Origin of the sequence: Agromyces sp. NPDC056965 (assembly GCF_042673425.1) — a bacterium.
Taxonomy (GTDB): Bacteria; Actinomycetota; Actinomycetes; order Actinomycetales; family Microbacteriaceae; genus Agromyces.
This window is the reverse complement of sequence record NZ_JBHURI010000091.1, coordinates 1-15,348: the sequence shown is the minus strand read 5'-3', so window position 1 is coordinate 15,348 and position 15,348 is coordinate 1. Positions and strand designations below refer to the sequence as shown.

General features: G+C 68.8%; 16 protein-coding genes. 12 read left to right on the top strand and 4 right to left on the bottom strand.

Translation table 11 applies throughout. The features are described 5' to 3' along the window. Positions 1–149: 149 nt before the first annotated feature. The 6 genes from ACFTQE_RS17595 (at position 150) to ACFTQE_RS17570 (ending at position 5,403) form a co-directional block, all read left to right on the top strand. Positions 150–632 carry a tetratricopeptide repeat protein gene (locus ACFTQE_RS17595; protein WP_376926283.1) on the top strand — a complete coding sequence of 161 codons (483 nt, stop codon included), beginning with the start codon at positions 150–152 and terminating at the stop codon, positions 630–632. A 73-nt stretch (positions 633–705) separates the two neighbouring features. After that, the gene (locus tag ACFTQE_RS17590; protein WP_056650900.1) at positions 706–1,290 is read left to right on the top strand and encodes an ATP-dependent Clp protease proteolytic subunit; all 585 of its coding nucleotides are present in this window, start codon (positions 706–708) and stop codon (positions 1,288–1,290) included. Between the two features lie 27 nt (positions 1,291–1,317). Beyond that, positions 1,318–1,986 carry an ATP-dependent Clp protease proteolytic subunit gene (locus ACFTQE_RS17585; protein WP_376926282.1) on the top strand — a complete coding sequence of 223 codons (669 nt, stop codon included), beginning with the start codon at positions 1,318–1,320 and terminating at the stop codon, positions 1,984–1,986. An 11-nt stretch (positions 1,987–1,997) separates the two neighbouring features. Further along, the gene (locus ACFTQE_RS17580; RefSeq protein WP_376926281.1) at positions 1,998–2,753 is read left to right on the top strand and encodes an AAA family ATPase; all 756 of its coding nucleotides are present in this window, start codon (positions 1,998–2,000) and stop codon (positions 2,751–2,753) included. Between the two features lie 114 nt (positions 2,754–2,867). Further along, positions 2,868–4,145, top strand: coding sequence for an ATP-dependent Clp protease ATP-binding subunit ClpX (gene clpX / locus ACFTQE_RS17575; protein WP_375833481.1), 1,278 nt, complete (start codon positions 2,868–2,870; stop codon positions 4,143–4,145). Positions 4,146–4,164: 19 nt separating this feature from the next. Further along, the gene (locus tag ACFTQE_RS17570) at positions 4,165–5,403 is read left to right on the top strand and encodes a benzoate/H(+) symporter BenE family transporter (protein ID WP_376926285.1); all 1,239 of its coding nucleotides are present in this window, start codon (positions 4,165–4,167) and stop codon (positions 5,401–5,403) included. Here the strand turns inward: ACFTQE_RS17570 and ACFTQE_RS17565 are convergent, their stop codons facing one another. Together ACFTQE_RS17565 and sepH are read right to left on the bottom strand one after the other, a co-directional pair. Beyond that, positions 5,404–5,688: a hypothetical protein gene (locus tag ACFTQE_RS17565; RefSeq protein ID WP_376926284.1), complete on the bottom strand. Its 285-nt coding sequence runs from the start codon at positions 5,686–5,688 to the stop codon at positions 5,404–5,406. A 105-nt stretch (positions 5,689–5,793) separates the two neighbouring features. After that, positions 5,794–6,858 (bottom strand): septation protein SepH, encoded by a 1,065-nt coding sequence (sepH, locus tag ACFTQE_RS17560; protein WP_376926280.1) that lies wholly within the window; start codon positions 6,856–6,858, stop codon positions 5,794–5,796. A 195-nt stretch (positions 6,859–7,053) separates the two neighbouring features. Between sepH and ACFTQE_RS17555 the strand changes: the two genes are divergently transcribed. Continuing rightward, complete coding sequence (locus ACFTQE_RS17555; protein ID WP_056009399.1) at positions 7,054–7,347, top strand: DUF4193 domain-containing protein; 294 nt, start codon at positions 7,054–7,056, stop codon at positions 7,345–7,347. Here ACFTQE_RS17555 and ACFTQE_RS17550 read toward each other — a convergent pair. Continuing rightward, positions 7,344–7,808 (bottom strand): DUF3093 domain-containing protein, encoded by a 465-nt coding sequence (locus ACFTQE_RS17550; RefSeq protein ID WP_375833475.1) that lies wholly within the window; start codon positions 7,806–7,808, stop codon positions 7,344–7,346. The genes ACFTQE_RS17555 and ACFTQE_RS17550 overlap by 4 nt on opposite strands. 38 nt (positions 7,809–7,846) lie before the next feature. Between ACFTQE_RS17550 and dut the strand changes: the two genes are divergently transcribed. The 5 genes from dut (at position 7,847) to dxs (ending at position 14,762) form a co-directional block, all read left to right on the top strand. Further along, positions 7,847–8,305 carry a dUTP diphosphatase gene (dut, locus tag ACFTQE_RS17545; RefSeq protein WP_056009395.1) on the top strand — a complete coding sequence of 153 codons (459 nt, stop codon included), beginning with the start codon at positions 7,847–7,849 and terminating at the stop codon, positions 8,303–8,305. Continuing rightward, positions 8,302–8,922 (top strand): DUF3710 domain-containing protein, encoded by a 621-nt coding sequence (locus ACFTQE_RS17540; protein ID WP_375833472.1) that lies wholly within the window; start codon positions 8,302–8,304, stop codon positions 8,920–8,922. Before dut ends, ACFTQE_RS17540 begins: the two co-directional genes overlap by 4 nt. 5 nt (positions 8,923–8,927) lie before the next feature. Then, on the top strand, positions 8,928–9,722 hold the full coding sequence (locus tag ACFTQE_RS17535) for a DUF3159 domain-containing protein (RefSeq protein ID WP_376926279.1): 795 nt from the start codon (positions 8,928–8,930) through the stop codon (positions 9,720–9,722). A 156-nt stretch (positions 9,723–9,878) separates the two neighbouring features. After that, positions 9,879–12,689 (top strand): aconitate hydratase AcnA, encoded by a 2,811-nt coding sequence (gene acnA / locus ACFTQE_RS17530; protein WP_376926278.1) that lies wholly within the window; start codon positions 9,879–9,881, stop codon positions 12,687–12,689. A gap of 129 nt (positions 12,690–12,818) precedes the next feature. Next, a complete protein-coding gene (dxs, locus tag ACFTQE_RS17525; RefSeq protein WP_376926277.1) occupies positions 12,819–14,762 on the top strand; it encodes a 1-deoxy-D-xylulose-5-phosphate synthase in 1,944 nt (647 codons plus the stop codon). A 13-nt stretch (positions 14,763–14,775) separates the two neighbouring features. Here the strand turns inward: dxs and ACFTQE_RS17520 are convergent, their stop codons facing one another. Next, entirely contained in the window at positions 14,776–15,312 is a 537-nt protein-coding gene (locus ACFTQE_RS17520; protein WP_376926276.1) for a dihydrofolate reductase family protein, read from the bottom strand. Between the last annotated feature and the right edge of the window lie 36 nt (positions 15,313–15,348).

The following is a 15,348-nucleotide window of genomic DNA, read 5'->3' as shown; positions in this document are numbered from 1 at the left end:
TCTTATTGTGGGCCCGCTTCTGTTGTTTATATCACACCCCCTATTATGCGGGCGACAACTACGGCCGCCCCCTTTTCTTCCACAACCCAACCGACTGGCGGGGCGGGGCTATTCCCCCGGCCCCTCCTGCATTCACGAGAGGATCTCGCATGAGCGACTGGCAGCAGCGGGTCGACGCCGTCTGGGCGTCGGCCGACGAGCTCGGCGACGCCGAGGTGATCGCCCGCATCGACGCCCTCGCCGCCGACCGGCCGGCCGGCGATCCGCTCGCGCTCTTCGAGCGGGCGGGCGCCCGGGACTCGGCCGGCCTCGAGGCCGAGGCGGAGCCGCTCTACCGGCAGGCGATCGCCGGCGGGCTCACGGGCTCCGAGCGCGTGCAGGCGCACGTGCAGCTCGCCTCGACGATCCGCAACCTCGGGCGCCCGCTCGAGTCCATCGCGCTGCTCGACGAGATCGAGCCGGAGTCCGGCGAGTTGCGCGACGCCGTGGTCGCGTTCCGCGCTCTCGCCCTGGTCGATGCGGGTTCGCCCGCGCGCGCGGCATCCGAGGCCCTCGCGGCCCTCGCACCGCACCTGCAGCGCTACCGGGTGTCGCTCGCCGCATACGCTGCGGAGCTCGCGGCATCCGCCTAGGGCGAACAGCCCCGTTCGCGCGCGTTGCACCGGATAGATTCGAGTGAACGCGACAACGGAAACGGAGCGACACATGGCCGAACCGACACCAGGCACCGGTGTTTTCGATCGACTGCTGAAGGACCGCATCATCTGGCTTGGCTCCGAGGTGCGCGACGACAACGCGAACGAGATCGCGGCGAAGCTGCTGCTGCTCGCCGCAGAAGATGCCAAGAAGGACATCTACCTCTACGTGAACTCGCCCGGTGGCTCGATCACGGCCGGCATGGCGATCTACGACACCATGCAGTTCGTGCCGAACGACATCGTCACCGTCGGCATCGGCATGGCCGCCTCCATGGGCCAGCTGCTCCTGACGGCCGGTACCAAGGGCAAGCGGTACATCACCCCCAACGCCCGCGTGCTGCTGCACCAGCCGCACGGCGGCTTCGGCGGCACTGCGAGCGACATCCAGACGCAGGCGCAGCTCATCCTCGACATGAAGAAGCGACTCGCCGAGATCACCGCAGCGCAGACGGGCAAGACCGTCGAGCAGATCAACGCCGACGGCGACCGCGACCGGTGGTTCAACGCGCAGGAGGCCCTCGAGTACGGCTTCGTCGACCACATCCGCGAGTCGGCACTCGACGTTGCCGGCGGCGGCGGAACCCAGGCGTAGGCACTCGAGAGAAGAGAGAACGAGCGAATGAACATCCCTGCTTTCGGTGGCACCGCCTTCAACGGCGTCCAGGCACCGGGCTCGCGCTACATCCTGCCGAGCTTCGAGGAGCGCACTGCTTACGGCTACAAGCGCCAAGACCCCTACGCCAAGCTCTTCGAGGACCGCATCATCTTCCTCGGCGTGCAGGTCGACGACGCTTCCGCCGACGACATCATGGCGCAGCTGCTCGTGCTGGAGTCGATGGACCCCGACCGCGACATCATCCTCTACATCAACTCGCCCGGTGGCTCCTTCACGGCCATGACCGCGATCTACGACACGATGCAGTACATCCGTCCGCAGATCCAGACGGTCGTGCTCGGCCAGGCCGCCTCCGCCGCCGCGGTGATCGCAGCGGCCGGCACGCCGGGCAAGCGCCTCGCGCTGCCGAACGCCCGCGTGCTCATCCACCAGCCCGCCATGGGCGAGGCGGGCCACGGCCAGGCGTCCGACATCGAGATCCAGGCCGCCGAGATCATGCGCATGCGCTCGTGGCTCGAGGAGACGCTCTCGCGTCACTCGAACCGCACGCCCGAGCAGGTGCACACCGACATCGACCGCGACAAGATCCTGTCGGCCGGCGAGGCGCTCGAGTACGGTCTCATCGACCAGGTGCTCAGCTCCCGCAAGAGCCTGCCGGCGATCACGCGATAACGCGCCGCACCGTGAACGCGGCGGATGACTGGCTGCACGACAGCCGGGCCATCCGCCGCGTTTCGCTGTATCCGGATGCCGCGATCGACCGTGTCGCCTGGCCGGCGAGCATTCCCGCGATCGACCAGTTGATCGGCGACGGCGGCATCGAGTTCGCGCCGGGCCTGACGTTCCTCGTAGGCGAGAACGGCAGCGGCAAGTCGACACTGCTCGAGGGCATCGCGACGGCCTATGGACTGCCACCCGAGGGCGGCAGCAACAACGGCGGCATGTCGACCAGGCCGAGCGAGTCGCCGCTCGCGGAGTGGCTGCGCATCGAGCGCAGCCCGTCGGCGCCGCGATGGGGGTTCTTCCTCCGGGCCGAGACCATGCACGGGTACTACAGCTACCTCGAGGCACTGCCCGACAGCCCTGATCGGCACCTGCACTCGCTCAGCCACGGCGAGTCGTTCAACGACCTGCTCGACAACAAGCTCAATCATCCCCAGTACCTCGCCGGGCTCGTGTGCCTCGACGAGCCCGAGGCCGCGCTCTCGTTCTCGTCGATCCTCGGCTGGATCGCCGGGCTCGACCGCATGGTGGCTCGGGGCACCCAGATCATCTGCGCGACGCACTCGCCCGTGCTGGCCTCCGTGCCGGGCGCCACGATCCTCGAACTGGGGGAGTGGGGCATCCGCGAGACGACGTGGGAGGAGCTCGAACTCGTCGCGCACTGGCGCGGGTACCTCGACGATCCGCGGCGCTACCTCCGGCACCTGCTCGACTGAACGTCCCGGTTCGCGGCTCGCGAACGGCAAGGCGTGTCGAATCCTTCCGGCTACCCTCGATCGGCCCGATCTCGGGCTAGGCTCGGAACAGATTCGTCGACAGGGAGGGATTCGATGGCACGCATCGGAGAGAGCGCCGACCTGCTCAAGTGCTCGTTCTGCGGAAAGAGCCAGAAGCAGGTGCAGCAGCTCATCGCCGGACCCGGCGTCTACATCTGCGACGAGTGCGTGGAGCTCTGCAACGAGATCATCGAGGAGCGCCTCGCCGAGGCCGGCGAGACCGAGGCCGGCGAGTTCGAGCTGCCGAAGCCGAAGGAGATCTTCGGCTACCTCGAGGAGTACGTGATCGGCCAGGAGGCCGCGAAAAAGGCACTCGCCGTCGCGGTCTACAACCACTACAAGCGCGTTCGCGCCCGCACCGCCCTGACCTCGGCCGACGCGCGCGACGACGTCGAGCTCTCGAAGTCGAACATCCTGCTGATCGGCCCCACGGGCTGCGGCAAGACCTATCTCGCCCAGACGCTCGCGAAGCAGCTCAACGTGCCCTTCGCCGTCGCCGACGCCACCGCGTTGACCGAGGCGGGGTACGTCGGCGAAGACGTCGAGAACATCCTGCTGAAGCTCATCCAAGCCGCCGACTTCGACGTGAAGCGCGCTGAGACGGGCATCATCTACATCGACGAGGTCGACAAGATCGCCCGCAAGGCCGAGAACCCGTCGATCACGAGGGATGTCTCCGGCGAGGGCGTGCAGCAGGCGCTGCTCAAGATCCTCGAGGGAACGGTCGCATCCGTTCCGCCCCAGGGCGGTCGCAAGCACCCCCATCAGGAATTCATCCAGATCGACACGACCAACGTGCTCTTCATCGTCGCCGGCGCGTTCGCCGGACTCGAGGACATCATCTCCTCGCGAGCCGGCAAGCGCGGCATCGGCTTCGGCGCTCCGCTGCACAACAAGGAGGACGAGGCCGACATCTTCAGCGAGGTCCTTCCCGAAGACCTCCACAAGTTCGGACTCATCCCCGAGTTCATCGGCCGCCTGCCCGTCGTCGCCACCGTGACGCCCCTCGACCGCGAGGCCCTCATGGAGATCCTCACTGTGCCGCGCAACGCGCTCGTGCGCCAGTACCAGCGCATGTTCGAGCTCGACGGCGTCGAACTCGACTTCGAAGAGGAGGCGCTGCAGGCGATCGCCGACCTCGCGGTGCTGCGCCAGACCGGCGCCCGCGGACTCCGCGCCATCATGGAGGAGGTGCTCGGACCGATCATGTTCGAGGTGCCGTCCTCGACGGGCGTCGCCCGTGTCGTCGTCACGAAGGCCGCGGTGCTCGACAACGCCGCACCCACGATCGTGCCGCACACCAAGCAGCGCCGCACCGAGAAGTCGGCGTAACCCGGGCCGAGAGCGAGCGCTGCCCATCTTCCACACCGTCGTCGCGGGCGTCATCGCGGCCATCACCGGCTTCGCGAGCTCGTTCGCACTGGTGATCGCGGGGCTCATCGCCGTCGGGGCGACCGAGACGCAGGCGGCCTCGGGGCTCTTCGCGCTCTGCATCGCGACCGGACTCCTCTGCATCGCGCTGCCGCTCATCACTCGAATGCCGGTCTCGTTCGCATGGTCGACCCCGGGTGCGGCGCTTCTGGTCGCCGCTGCGGCGACCACGCAGCAGTTCGCCGCTGCGATCGGCGCGTTCATCGTCTGCGGCGTGCTCATCGTGCTCGCGGGCCTCTGGCCGGCACTCGGTCGGGCGATCACGAGCATCCCCAAGCCGATCGCGAGCGCGATGCTCGCCGGCATCCTGTTCCCGATCTGCGTCGCCCCGGTGTTCGCGGCGGTCGAGCAACCGGCGATCGCCGTGCCGATGGTGCTCGTCTGGCTGCTGCTCGCACGACTCGCGCCGCGCTGGGCCGTGCCTGCTGCGATGCTCGTCGCGGTGATCGGGATCGCCGTACTGGCGGGCCCGGCAGTGCTCGCGAGCGAGGCCGTGCGGCCGCAGCTCCAGTTCGTGGCGCCCGTCTTCGACCCGTTCGTGATCGTGAGCCTCGGCCTTCCCCTCTTCATCGTGACCATGGCCGGGCAGAACGTTCCCGGCTTCGCCGTGATGTCGACGTTCGGCTACCGGCTCGCGCCGAGGCCCGTGCTCGTCGCCTCGGGCGTCGCCTCGGTCGGCGCGGCATTCGCCGGCGGCCACGCGCTGAACCTCGCCGCGATCACGGCGGCGATCATGGCGAGCCCCGAGTCCAACCCCGACCCGCGCAGGCGCTGGGTGGCGACCTTCACCTCGGGCATCGTCTACCTGGTGCTCGGCGCGGGAGCCGGACTCGCCGCCGCCGTCGTGCAGGCGTCGCCGCCGATCATCATCACCGCGGTCGCCGGGCTCGCGCTGCTCGGGGCCATGGTCACCGCGCTCACCGGCGCGCTCGAAGACCCGCGTCAGCGCATCACCGCGATCGGCACGTTCCTCGTGACCGCGTCGGGCGTCGCCGTCGCGGGCATCGGCTCGGCCTTCTGGGGGCTCGTCGTCGGCGGTGTGCTCATGCTCTGGTTGGGGCGCGGCGCGGCGACCCCCGCCTCCCCGGCACCGTCAGCAGGGTCTGCAGCGCCTCACTCAGGCGATGGCGGGCGCGACCGCGACGCCGAGCCCGCCTGATCAGTCGAAGACCCGCACGAGCTCCCAGCGGTCGTCGTGCCGGCGCACGTCGAAGACGTGGGTCTCGCCGTCGTCGGCACTCGCCTGGAACCGCCATCCGCTGATCTGCAGCGGCGCGCGCCCGGGGGAGACGTCGTACCGAGCCACCGGTGCCCACCAGTCGCACGGGCCGACGAGGGTCGTCGGGGTATCGGTCACCCTGAACCGGCGCGTCCGCCACACGAGTCGCTCGGGCCGGCCCTCGACGCTCGTCCACAGCTCGACGAACTCCTGCACGAGCGACATGGGCACCTCACCGATTCGAATGTATGTTCGATGGTAGCACCGGGCGATGGCATGCGAAACGCCGCCGTGCACGAGGCACGGCGGCGTTCGACGGAGTGGTTCGGCTCAGGCCAGATCGTCGTCGGTGCGGGCGCCGAAGACGATCTCGTCCCAGCTCGGCATCGAAGCGCGGCCCTTCTTCGAGCCGCCGCGGGCCCCGGGGTTGCTCGAGACGCCCTTGCCGCCCCAGATGCTCCGCGCGGCGGTGCCGGGCTTCTCCTCGGGCTGCTCGGACTCGGGGGTCTCCTGCACGGGTGCCGGCGCGGGCGCAGCCTGCGGACGCTCGGGCTCGCTGCCCGCGGCTTCGCGTTCCCCGCGACGGCGCCGCAGTGCTTCGAGCAGGTCGGCGGTCTCGCCGAGCGTCTGCTTCGGTTCATCCGCTCGCTTGATGGCTGCTCGCGCCACTGCGGGGCTCGAGGCCTGGGGCGTGCGTGCGTACGGGAGCGGCTCGAGGTGCGGCGCCGTGTCGAAGTCGCCGTGCTCGGGCTCCTCGAAGGTGAAGGCGCCGCTGTCGAAGCGCGACTCCTCGGAGTCGGGGCCGACGGCGCGGAGGCGGGGGATGAGCCCGCCCTTCATCTCGCCCTGCTGCGAAAGCGTGATCGCCTCGGAGTTGAGCGGCTGCAGCGCCTGCTTGCGCGGCTCGAAGCTCCAGCGGGCGTCGTGGTCGATGGTCTCGGCGGTGAACTCGAGCTTGATGATCCAGCCGCGCTCCTCGTCCTTCCAGCTCGCCCAGCGTTCGCCGTGCGCGCCGAGCTGCGCGAGTCGCTCGCGGATGACGCCGCCGAACGAGGGCTGCTCGTCGGCCGGTTCGGACTCGGTCGTCACGTGCACGGGCACGGCGAGGGCCGAAGTGACCATGTGTTCGCGCTCAGCGAGAACCGGTCCCTCGAATCGGCGGATGTAGTCGATGGAGGCGCCGGTGACCTGCGCGACCTCCTCGGCCGACATGCCGGCTCGGATGTGGGCCTGCACCTCGCGCGGCGAGGGTTTCGGGCCGACGTGCTGCTCGGGTTGCGCCTGACGGATGCGGGATTGCAGCACCTCGTCGATCTCGATTCGGAAGCGCGCTCCATCGTCGGAAGCGGCGAGCAACGCGCCGTTCTCGACTCCGATTACCTTGAGTTCTTGCATCGCGACAAGCCCTTCCGTGCTTTCGTCTCCGCCCAAGGATGCCACGTCCGGCTGGGTGCTCGTGGGAATAGGACGGGCGCGCCGGAAGTTGAGCACGGAGCAGCTGTGGAAACGCTGCGAAAGTGGTTTGCTAACGCCACCGATTTGATGCAGACTATGGCCGCCGAATCATCGGCGATGAAGAAATGGATGGGAATGGCAACGGATTACGACGCACCGAGGAAGACCGAAGACGACTCAGAGTCGATCGAGGCCCTCAAGGAGCGCGTCCCCGACAAGATGTCGGGCGTAGTGGATGTCGACGATGCCGATAACCCCGGTGGGTTCGACCTCGCTGGTGCCGATCTCTCCGACGTCGAACTCGACGTCGTGGTGCTTCCGCCGCAGGCCGACGAGTTCACCTGCGTGAACTGCTTCCTCGTGAAGCACCGTTCGCAGATGGACCACGAGACGAAGCTCGGACCGATCTGCTTGGAGTGTGCGTCCTAGACGCCAGGCTCGGTACCTTCAGGCCGTCGCGATCCATTGATCGCGGCGGCCAGTTCTTTCGGATGACGCGTCGAGACCAGCCAGTACGGCGTCGGGTCCGACGGGTCGGTGATCGGCACCCGTACGACGGGCGCCACCCAGCCGCGGATCACGAGGAACGCCCGTGCGTCGAGGCCCGTGCCGCGTTCGACGCGAGCTGCGGCATCCGTCGCACCGGTCGCGACGCCCGTGTCCGCCAGCGCGATCGAGGCGCGACCCGCTCTGAGGCGGCCGTCGGCCACCTCGACGACGGGCGCCGTGATGCTGAGCGCTGCGACCGTCGCTCCGTAGAGGATCACGCCGGTCGCGATGCCCGCGGGCATCGAGACGGGCGCCAGGACGAGGATGCTGGCGGGGATGAGCAGCAGGCTGGCGATGTAGATCCACGGCGTCGGCCAGAGTTTCTCGCGGTAGTCGGGCATGGCTCTATTCGACCAGACTTCTGCACTACCCTCGAACAGTGACCGATTCCGTCGATGTGCTGATCACCGCAGACCGCGTGCCGAACTACGCCCATCCGGGCGACGCGGGCGCCGATCTCCACGCATCCGAGTCCGTCGTGCTCGGCCCGGGCGAACGCGCCACGGTCGGCACGGGCGTCGCGATCGCCCTGCCCGACGGCTACGTCGCCTTCGTCGTGCCGCGCTCGGGCCTGGCCTTCAAGCACGGCATCACGATCGTCAACGCGCCCGGCACCGTCGATGCCGGCTACCGCGGCGAGATCAAGGTCGCACTGTTGAACACCGACGCCCGCGAGGCGCACACGATCGAGGTCGGCGACCGCATCGCCCAGATCGTCGTGATGCCGGTGAGCCGTGCTCGATTCGTCGAGGTCGAACGGCTGCCCGGCAGCCTGCGTGGCGAGGCAGGATTCGGCTCCACCGGTTTCGGGGAGCACAAGTCAGGAGTGAACGCGTGAGCGACATCGAAACCGGCGGCGACATCCCCGCCGAACAGCCCAAGTCGGCCCCCGAAGACCGCGCAGCAGCGGGCCCCTTCGACGAGGCCGAGGCGAACCCGGTTCGCCCCTATGTCGATCTCGGCGGCGTGAAGGTGCTGCCGCGCGACGGACTCCACCTTCGCCTCGAGGTCGAGGAGGGCACGAAGCGCGTCGTCGCGATCGGACTCGACTACGCGAACTCGACGCTGCAGGTGCAGCCGTTCGCGGCACCGCGTTCGAGCGGCCTGTGGCACGAGATCCGCGCGCAGATCGCCGACCAGATCGCCCGTCAGGGCGGCTCGACGACCGTGCGCGAGGGCTCCTTCGGCCCTGAACTGCTCGCGCAGATCCCCGTCGCGGCGGGCGAGGGGCAACCGGGGCAGATGCGCCTCGCGCGCTTCATCGGCGTCGACGGGCCGCGCTGGTTCCTCCGCGGCGTCATCGCGGGCGAGGCGGCCGTCGACCCCACTGCCGCAGCGAAGGTCGAAGACCTCTTCCGATCGATCGTCGTGGTGCGCGGCAGCACCCCGATGCCTCCGCGCGACCTCATTCCGCTGCGCATGCCCGCGTCCTCCGCGGGTGCGCCCACGGTGTGACCGCGATGACGGACGCCGACGGTTCGTCGCGCCCCGACGAGGGCGAGCGGGCGGATGACGCGGCGGAACGCCCGGCCGATGCGAACGCCGCCGGCGAGTTCGGCCGGCAGTTCGCAGCCGCCGCGGAGAAGAGCGGCCTCGGCGCGCTCGCGCGCGACGAGAAGCTGAGCGGTCGCGACCTCCTGACCGCGGTCGGCGGAGTGCGCGGCATCCTCGAGGCGCTGCTGCCCGGCCTCGTGTTCCTCATCGTCTACAGCGGGCTCACGAGCTTCGCCGGCCAAGACCCCCAGGCCGCGCTCGTTCCCGCCCTCGCAGCATCCGTCGGCCTCGCCGTGGTGTTCACGCTCGCGCGACTCGTGACCAAGGGGCAGCCGACCCAGGCGATCGCCGGCCTCATCGGCGTGCTCGCCTCGGCGGCGCTCGCCCTCTGGTCGGGCGACGCCCGCGACAACTACGTGATCGGCTTCTACACGAACGCGGCCTACGCGCTCGCCCTGACCGTCTCGTTGTTCGTGCGCTGGCCGGCCATCGGCCTGATCGTCGGCTTCCTGATGGGAGACGGCGTCGCGTGGAGGCAGGACAAGCGCAAGTACCGCGCGGCCCAGTTCCTCACGCTCGTCTGGATCGGACTGTTCGTCGCGCGTCTCGCGGTGCAGTTGCCGTTCTATCTCGTCGACAACGTCGAGGCGCTCGGCGCGACGCGCCTGCTCATGGGCGTTCCGCTCTACGCGCTCGTACTGGTCTTCTCCTGGCTCGTCGTACGGGCCGTCTACCCGTCATCGGCTCGCTCCGGCGAGTGATAGAGTTATCTCGACGTCAAGATAAATCCGCACACCGTGCGAGGCCTGTCGGCCGGCAAGTGGCTTAGGTTACCCTTGCTGGAACAGCCCCATGTCTGACGGAGAAGATGGAGTGCCGCCTGCATGTCCGGCGGCATCCGCGAAGGAGAGGACATCGTGTCTGCAGTGAACAGTTTCGGGGCGAAGGACACGCTCCGCGTCGGTGATGAGTCCTACGAGATCTTCCGGCTCGACACCGTGCCGGGCCATGAGAAGCTTCCGTTCAGCCTGAAGGTGCTGCTCGAGAACCTCCTGCGCACCGAAGACGGCAAGAACGTCACCAAGGAGCAGATCGAGGCCCTCGGCTCGTGGGTTCCCACCGCCGAGCCCGACACCGAGATCCAGTTCACGCCGGCGCGCGTGGTCATGCAGGACTTCACCGGTGTTCCCTGCATCGTCGACCTCGCCACGATGCGCGAGGCGGTCGTCGCCCTCGGCGGCGACCCCAACAAGATCAACCCGCTCGCGCCCGCCGAGATGGTCATCGACCACTCGGTGATCGCCGACCTCTTCGGCACCGAGAACGCGCTCGAGCGCAACGTCGAGATCGAGTACGAGCGCAACGGCGAGCGCTACCAGTTCCTCCGCTGGGGCCAGACGGCGTTCGACGACTTCAAGGTCGTGCCGCCGGGAACCGGCATCGTGCACCAGGTGAACATCGAGCACCTCGCGAAGGTCACGTTCACGCGCACCGTCGACGGCGTGCTCCGCGCCTACCCCGACACCTGCGTCGGCACCGACTCGCACACGACCATGGTCAACGGCCTCGGCGTGCTCGGCTGGGGCGTCGGCGGCATCGAGGCCGAGGCCGCCATGCTCGGCCAGCCCGTGTCGATGCTCATCCCCAAGGTCGTCGGCTTCAAGCTCTCCGGCGCGATCCCCACGGGCGTCACCGCGACCGACGTCGTGCTCACGATCACCGACATGCTCCGCAAGCACGGCGTGGTCGGCAAGTTCGTCGAGTTCTACGGCTCGGGCGTGGCATCCGTGCCGCTCGCCAACCGCGCCACGATCGGCAACATGAGCCCCGAGTTCGGCTCGACCGCCGCCATGTTCCCCATCGACGACGTGACCCTCGACTACCTGCGCCTCACCGGCCGCAGCGACGAGCAGATCGCCCTCGTCGAGGCGTACTCCAAGACGCAGAAGCTCTGGCACGACGCCGACAACGAGCCCGAGTTCAGCGAGTACATGGAGCTCGACCTCTCGACCGTCGTCCCCTCGATCGCCGGCCCGAAGCGTCCGCAGGACCGCATCGAGCTCTCCGACTCCAAGAGCGCCTTCGAGAAGGATCTGCTGAACTACGCGACCGTCGACCACGACCTGGTCGACCTCGAGGGCGCCGAGTCCTTCCCGGCGTCCGACCCGCCCGGCAACTCGCCCGAAGACGAGTACAGCCAGCACGAGCACCACCACAAGAGCCACGCCCCGGCGACGGCCTCGAAGCCGACGGATGTCACGCTCGGCACCGGTGAGCAGTTCGTGCTCGACCACGGAGCCGTCGCGATCGCGGCGATCACCTCCTGCACGAACACGTCGAACCCGTCGGTCATGCTCGCCGCCGGCCTCCTCGCCCGCAACGCGGCGAAGAAGGGCCTGAAGGCCAAGCCGTGGGTCAAGACGACCCTCGCTCCGGGCTCGAAGGTCGTCACCGACTACTACGAGAAGGCCGGCCTCACCGACGACCTCGAGGCCCTCGGCTTCTACACGGTCGGCTACGGCTGCACCACCTGCATCGGCAACTCGGGTCCGCTGCTCGACGAGATCTCGGCCGCGGTCAACGACTCCGACCTCGCCGTCACCGCGGTGCTCTCGGGCAACCGCAACTTCGAGGGTCGCATCAACCCCGACGTGAAGATGAACTACCTCGCGAGCCCGCCGCTCGTGATCGCGTACGCTCTCGCCGGCTCGATGAACTTCGACTTCGAGGTCGACTCGCTCGGTACCGACACCGAGGGCAACGACGTCTTCCTGAAGGACATCTGGCCCGACGCCGCCGAGGTGCAGCACACGATCGACACGTCGATCAACAAGGACATGTTCGTCACGCAGTACGCCGGCGTGTTCGACGGAGACGAGCGGTGGCGCTCGCTCGAGACGCCGACCGGCGCGACCTTCGAGTGGGACGCAGAGTCGACGTACGTGCGCAAGCCCCCGTACTTCGACGGCATGACCATGGAGACCACGCCCGTCACCGACATCGTCGGCGCCCGCGTGCTCGCCAAGCTCGGCGACTCGGTCACGACCGACCACATCAGCCCGGCCGGTTCGATCAAGGCCGACAGCCCCGCCGGTCGCTACCTGACCGAGCACGGCGTCGACCGCAAGGACTTCAACTCCTACGGCTCGCGTCGCGGCAACCACGAGATCATGATCCGTGGCACGTTCGCGAACATCCGCCTGAAGAACCAGCTCCTCGACGGCGTCGAGGGCGGGTACACGCGCGACTTCACGCAGGCCGACGCGCCCCAGTCGTTCATCTACGACGCGAGCCAGAACTACCAGGCTCAGGGCACCCCGCTCGTCATCTTCGGCGGCAAGGAGTACGGTTCCGGCTCGTCGCGCGACTGGGCGGCGAAGGGCACGAGCCTCCTCGGCGTCAAGGCCGTCATCACCGAGAGCTTCGAGCGGATCCACCGCTCGAACCTCATCGGCATGGGCGTCGTCCCGCTGCAGTTCCCCGTAGGCGAGAGCTGGGCGTCGCTCGGCCTCGACGGCACCGAGGTCGTCTCGATCTCGGGTCTCGAGCAGCTGAACGACGGCGTCACGCCGAAGACCGTGCACGTCGTCGCCACGCCGAGCGAGCACTCCGCTCCCGGCAAGGCGACCGTCGAGTTCGACGCGGTCGTGCGCATCGACACGCCGGGTGAGGCCGACTACTACCGCAACGGCGGCATCCTGCAGTACGTGCTGCGTTCGCTCGTCTAGACACTCGCGAGAGAATCGGGGCGGTCGGCATCTTGCCGATCGCCCCCTTCTCTGCCCGGCTTCGAAGCAAGCCCGGCGTAGACTCGTTCCGTTCAGCGGCACTGCCCGCAACCATTCGGAGGCAATTGCATGACCCTGCTCGAGACCATTTCGGGACCCCGTGATCTCGACGCGCTGAGTCCCGAACAGGTCGATCAGCTGGCGCGCGAGATTCGCGAGTACCTCGTCGAATCCGTCTCGAAGACGGGCGGCCACCTCGGCCCGAACCTCGGCGTCGTCGAACTCACGCTCGCGATCCACCGTGTCTTCGAGTCGCCGCGCGACGCCATCGTCTTCGACACCGGGCACCAGTCGTACGTGCACAAGCTCCTGACGGGCCGGCGCGACCTCTCCACGATCCGCAAGACGGGCGGCCTCGCGGGCTACCCCCAGCGTTCGGAGTCCGAACACGACATCGTCGAGAGCTCGCACGCGTCGAGTTCGCTGTCATGGGCCGACGGCATCTCCAAGGCCTTCGAGATGACCGGTCAAGACGACCGCCACGTCATCGCCGTCGTCGGCGACGGTGCGCTCACGGGCGGCATGACGTGGGAGGCGCTCAACAACATCTCCGACGACAACACGCGCAAGCTCATCGTCGTCGTCAACGACAACGGTCGCTCGTACGCCCCGACGATCGGCGGCATGGCCCGGTTCCTGAACACCGTGCGCACGAAGCAGACCTACCGCAACCTGCACATCTCGAGCCGTCGGGCGTTCGACCGTCTCGGCGCTCCGGCGAGTGCGTTCTACCGAGGCGTGCGCGGCGGCCTGCACGGCTTCCTCAGCCGCTTCACCGACAACGAGGCCCTCTACTCGAACCTCGACATCAAGTACATCGGCCCGGTCGACGGTCACGATGAGCACGCCATGGAGGCGGCGCTTCGCCAAGCGAAGGCCTACGGCGCCCCGGTGATCGTGCACGCCATCACCGACAAGGGTCGCGGATACGAACCCGCCCGGCGCGACGCGGCCGACCAGTTCCACGCCGTCGGCCAGATCGACCCCGAGACCGGAGAATCCCTCGAGACGGCGTCGGCGCCGTCGTGGACGAGCGTCTTCGCCGACGAGCTCGTGCACCTCGCCGAGGGCAACGATCGCCTGGTGGGCATCACCGCGGCGATGCTCCGCCCGACCGGCATGCACCGGATGGCCGAGCGGTTCCCGAGCCGCGTGTTCGACGTCGGCATCGCCGAACAGCACGCCGCGACATCCGCTGCCGGTCTCGCATTCGGCGGCCTGCACCCGGTGGTTGCCGTCTACGCGACCTTCATCAATCGCGCGTTCGACCAGGTGCTCATGGACGTCGCGCTGCACAAGGCCGGCGTCACGTTCGTGCTCGACCGCGCCGGGGTCACCGGTCCCGACGGGCCGAGCCACCACGGCGTGTGGGACCTCTCGATCCTGCAGGTCGTGCCCGGCATCCGCATCGCAGCACCCCGCGACTCGGTGCGACTCGTCGAAGAGCTCGGCGAGGCCGTGGCCGTCGACGACGCACCCACCGTCATCCGCTTCCCGAAGGGCACCGTCGGCGTCGACTTCGAGGCCGTGCGGCGCACCGACGACGGTGTCGACGTGCTCGCCGAGTCGGATCGCAAGGACGTGCTCATCGTCTGCGTCGGCCCGATGGCCGAGACCGGTCTCGAGGTCGCGAAGCGCCTCGAGGCGCAGGGCATCAGCGCCACCGTGGTCGACCCGCGCTGGGTCGTCCCGGTTCCGCGCAGCGTCATGGACCTCGCCGCGGAGCACCGCCTCGTCGTCAGCATCGAAGACGGCATCCGCGTCGGCGGCATCGGCACGCGCATCCGCCAAGACCTGCGCGAAGCCGGCGTCGACACCGCGGTGACCGAGCTCGGCCTGCCCGACGAGTTCCTCGACCACGGCTCCCGGGGCGACATCCTCGAACGAGTGGGCCTCACCCCGCAGCACATCGCGCGCGACGTCACCGCCATGGTGCTCGGTTCGAAGCTCCCGCACGCCCGCGGTGCCGGTGCCGACGTCTCGACCGACACGAGCCCGCAGCCACGCGTCTGACGCCCACCCGACGTCAACCCGTGCGGTAGACGTGCTCGACCGCGCCATTCGGAAACGGCGTCGTTCGGACGAGCGTGAAGCGCGGCGTCACCGTGGCGACGGGCAGGAGCGGCCTGCCACGGCCGAGCGCCACTGGCATGTAGGTGACGAGGAGCTCGTCGAGGCGCCCCGCCTCGAGGAACTGGGCGGCGGTCGGCCCGCCGCCGACGATCCAGACGTTCCGCTCGCCGGCCTCCGCTCGAGCGGCGTCGGCGATCGGGAGAACGCCGCCCGACTCGAAGCGGATGTCGGCGTCCGGCGGCACCGGCAACCGCCGGTGCGTGAGCACCCACGCGGGTCGGGCGCCGAAGTCCCAGTTGCCGGGCTGCTCCCGGAGGATCCACTCGTACGTCGATGCTCCGAGCACGACCGCGCCGACATCGGCGAAGAAGCGATCGTAGTGCTCCTGGAACGCGTCGAAGCCGAACTGCAGCAGCCAAGCGAGCCCATGCTGCTCGTCGGCGATGAATCCGTCGAGGCTCGAAGCGACGGAGTACTGGAACTTCGTCATGGTCCGAGCATAGAGAAGCGGCCCCCGGCACATGCC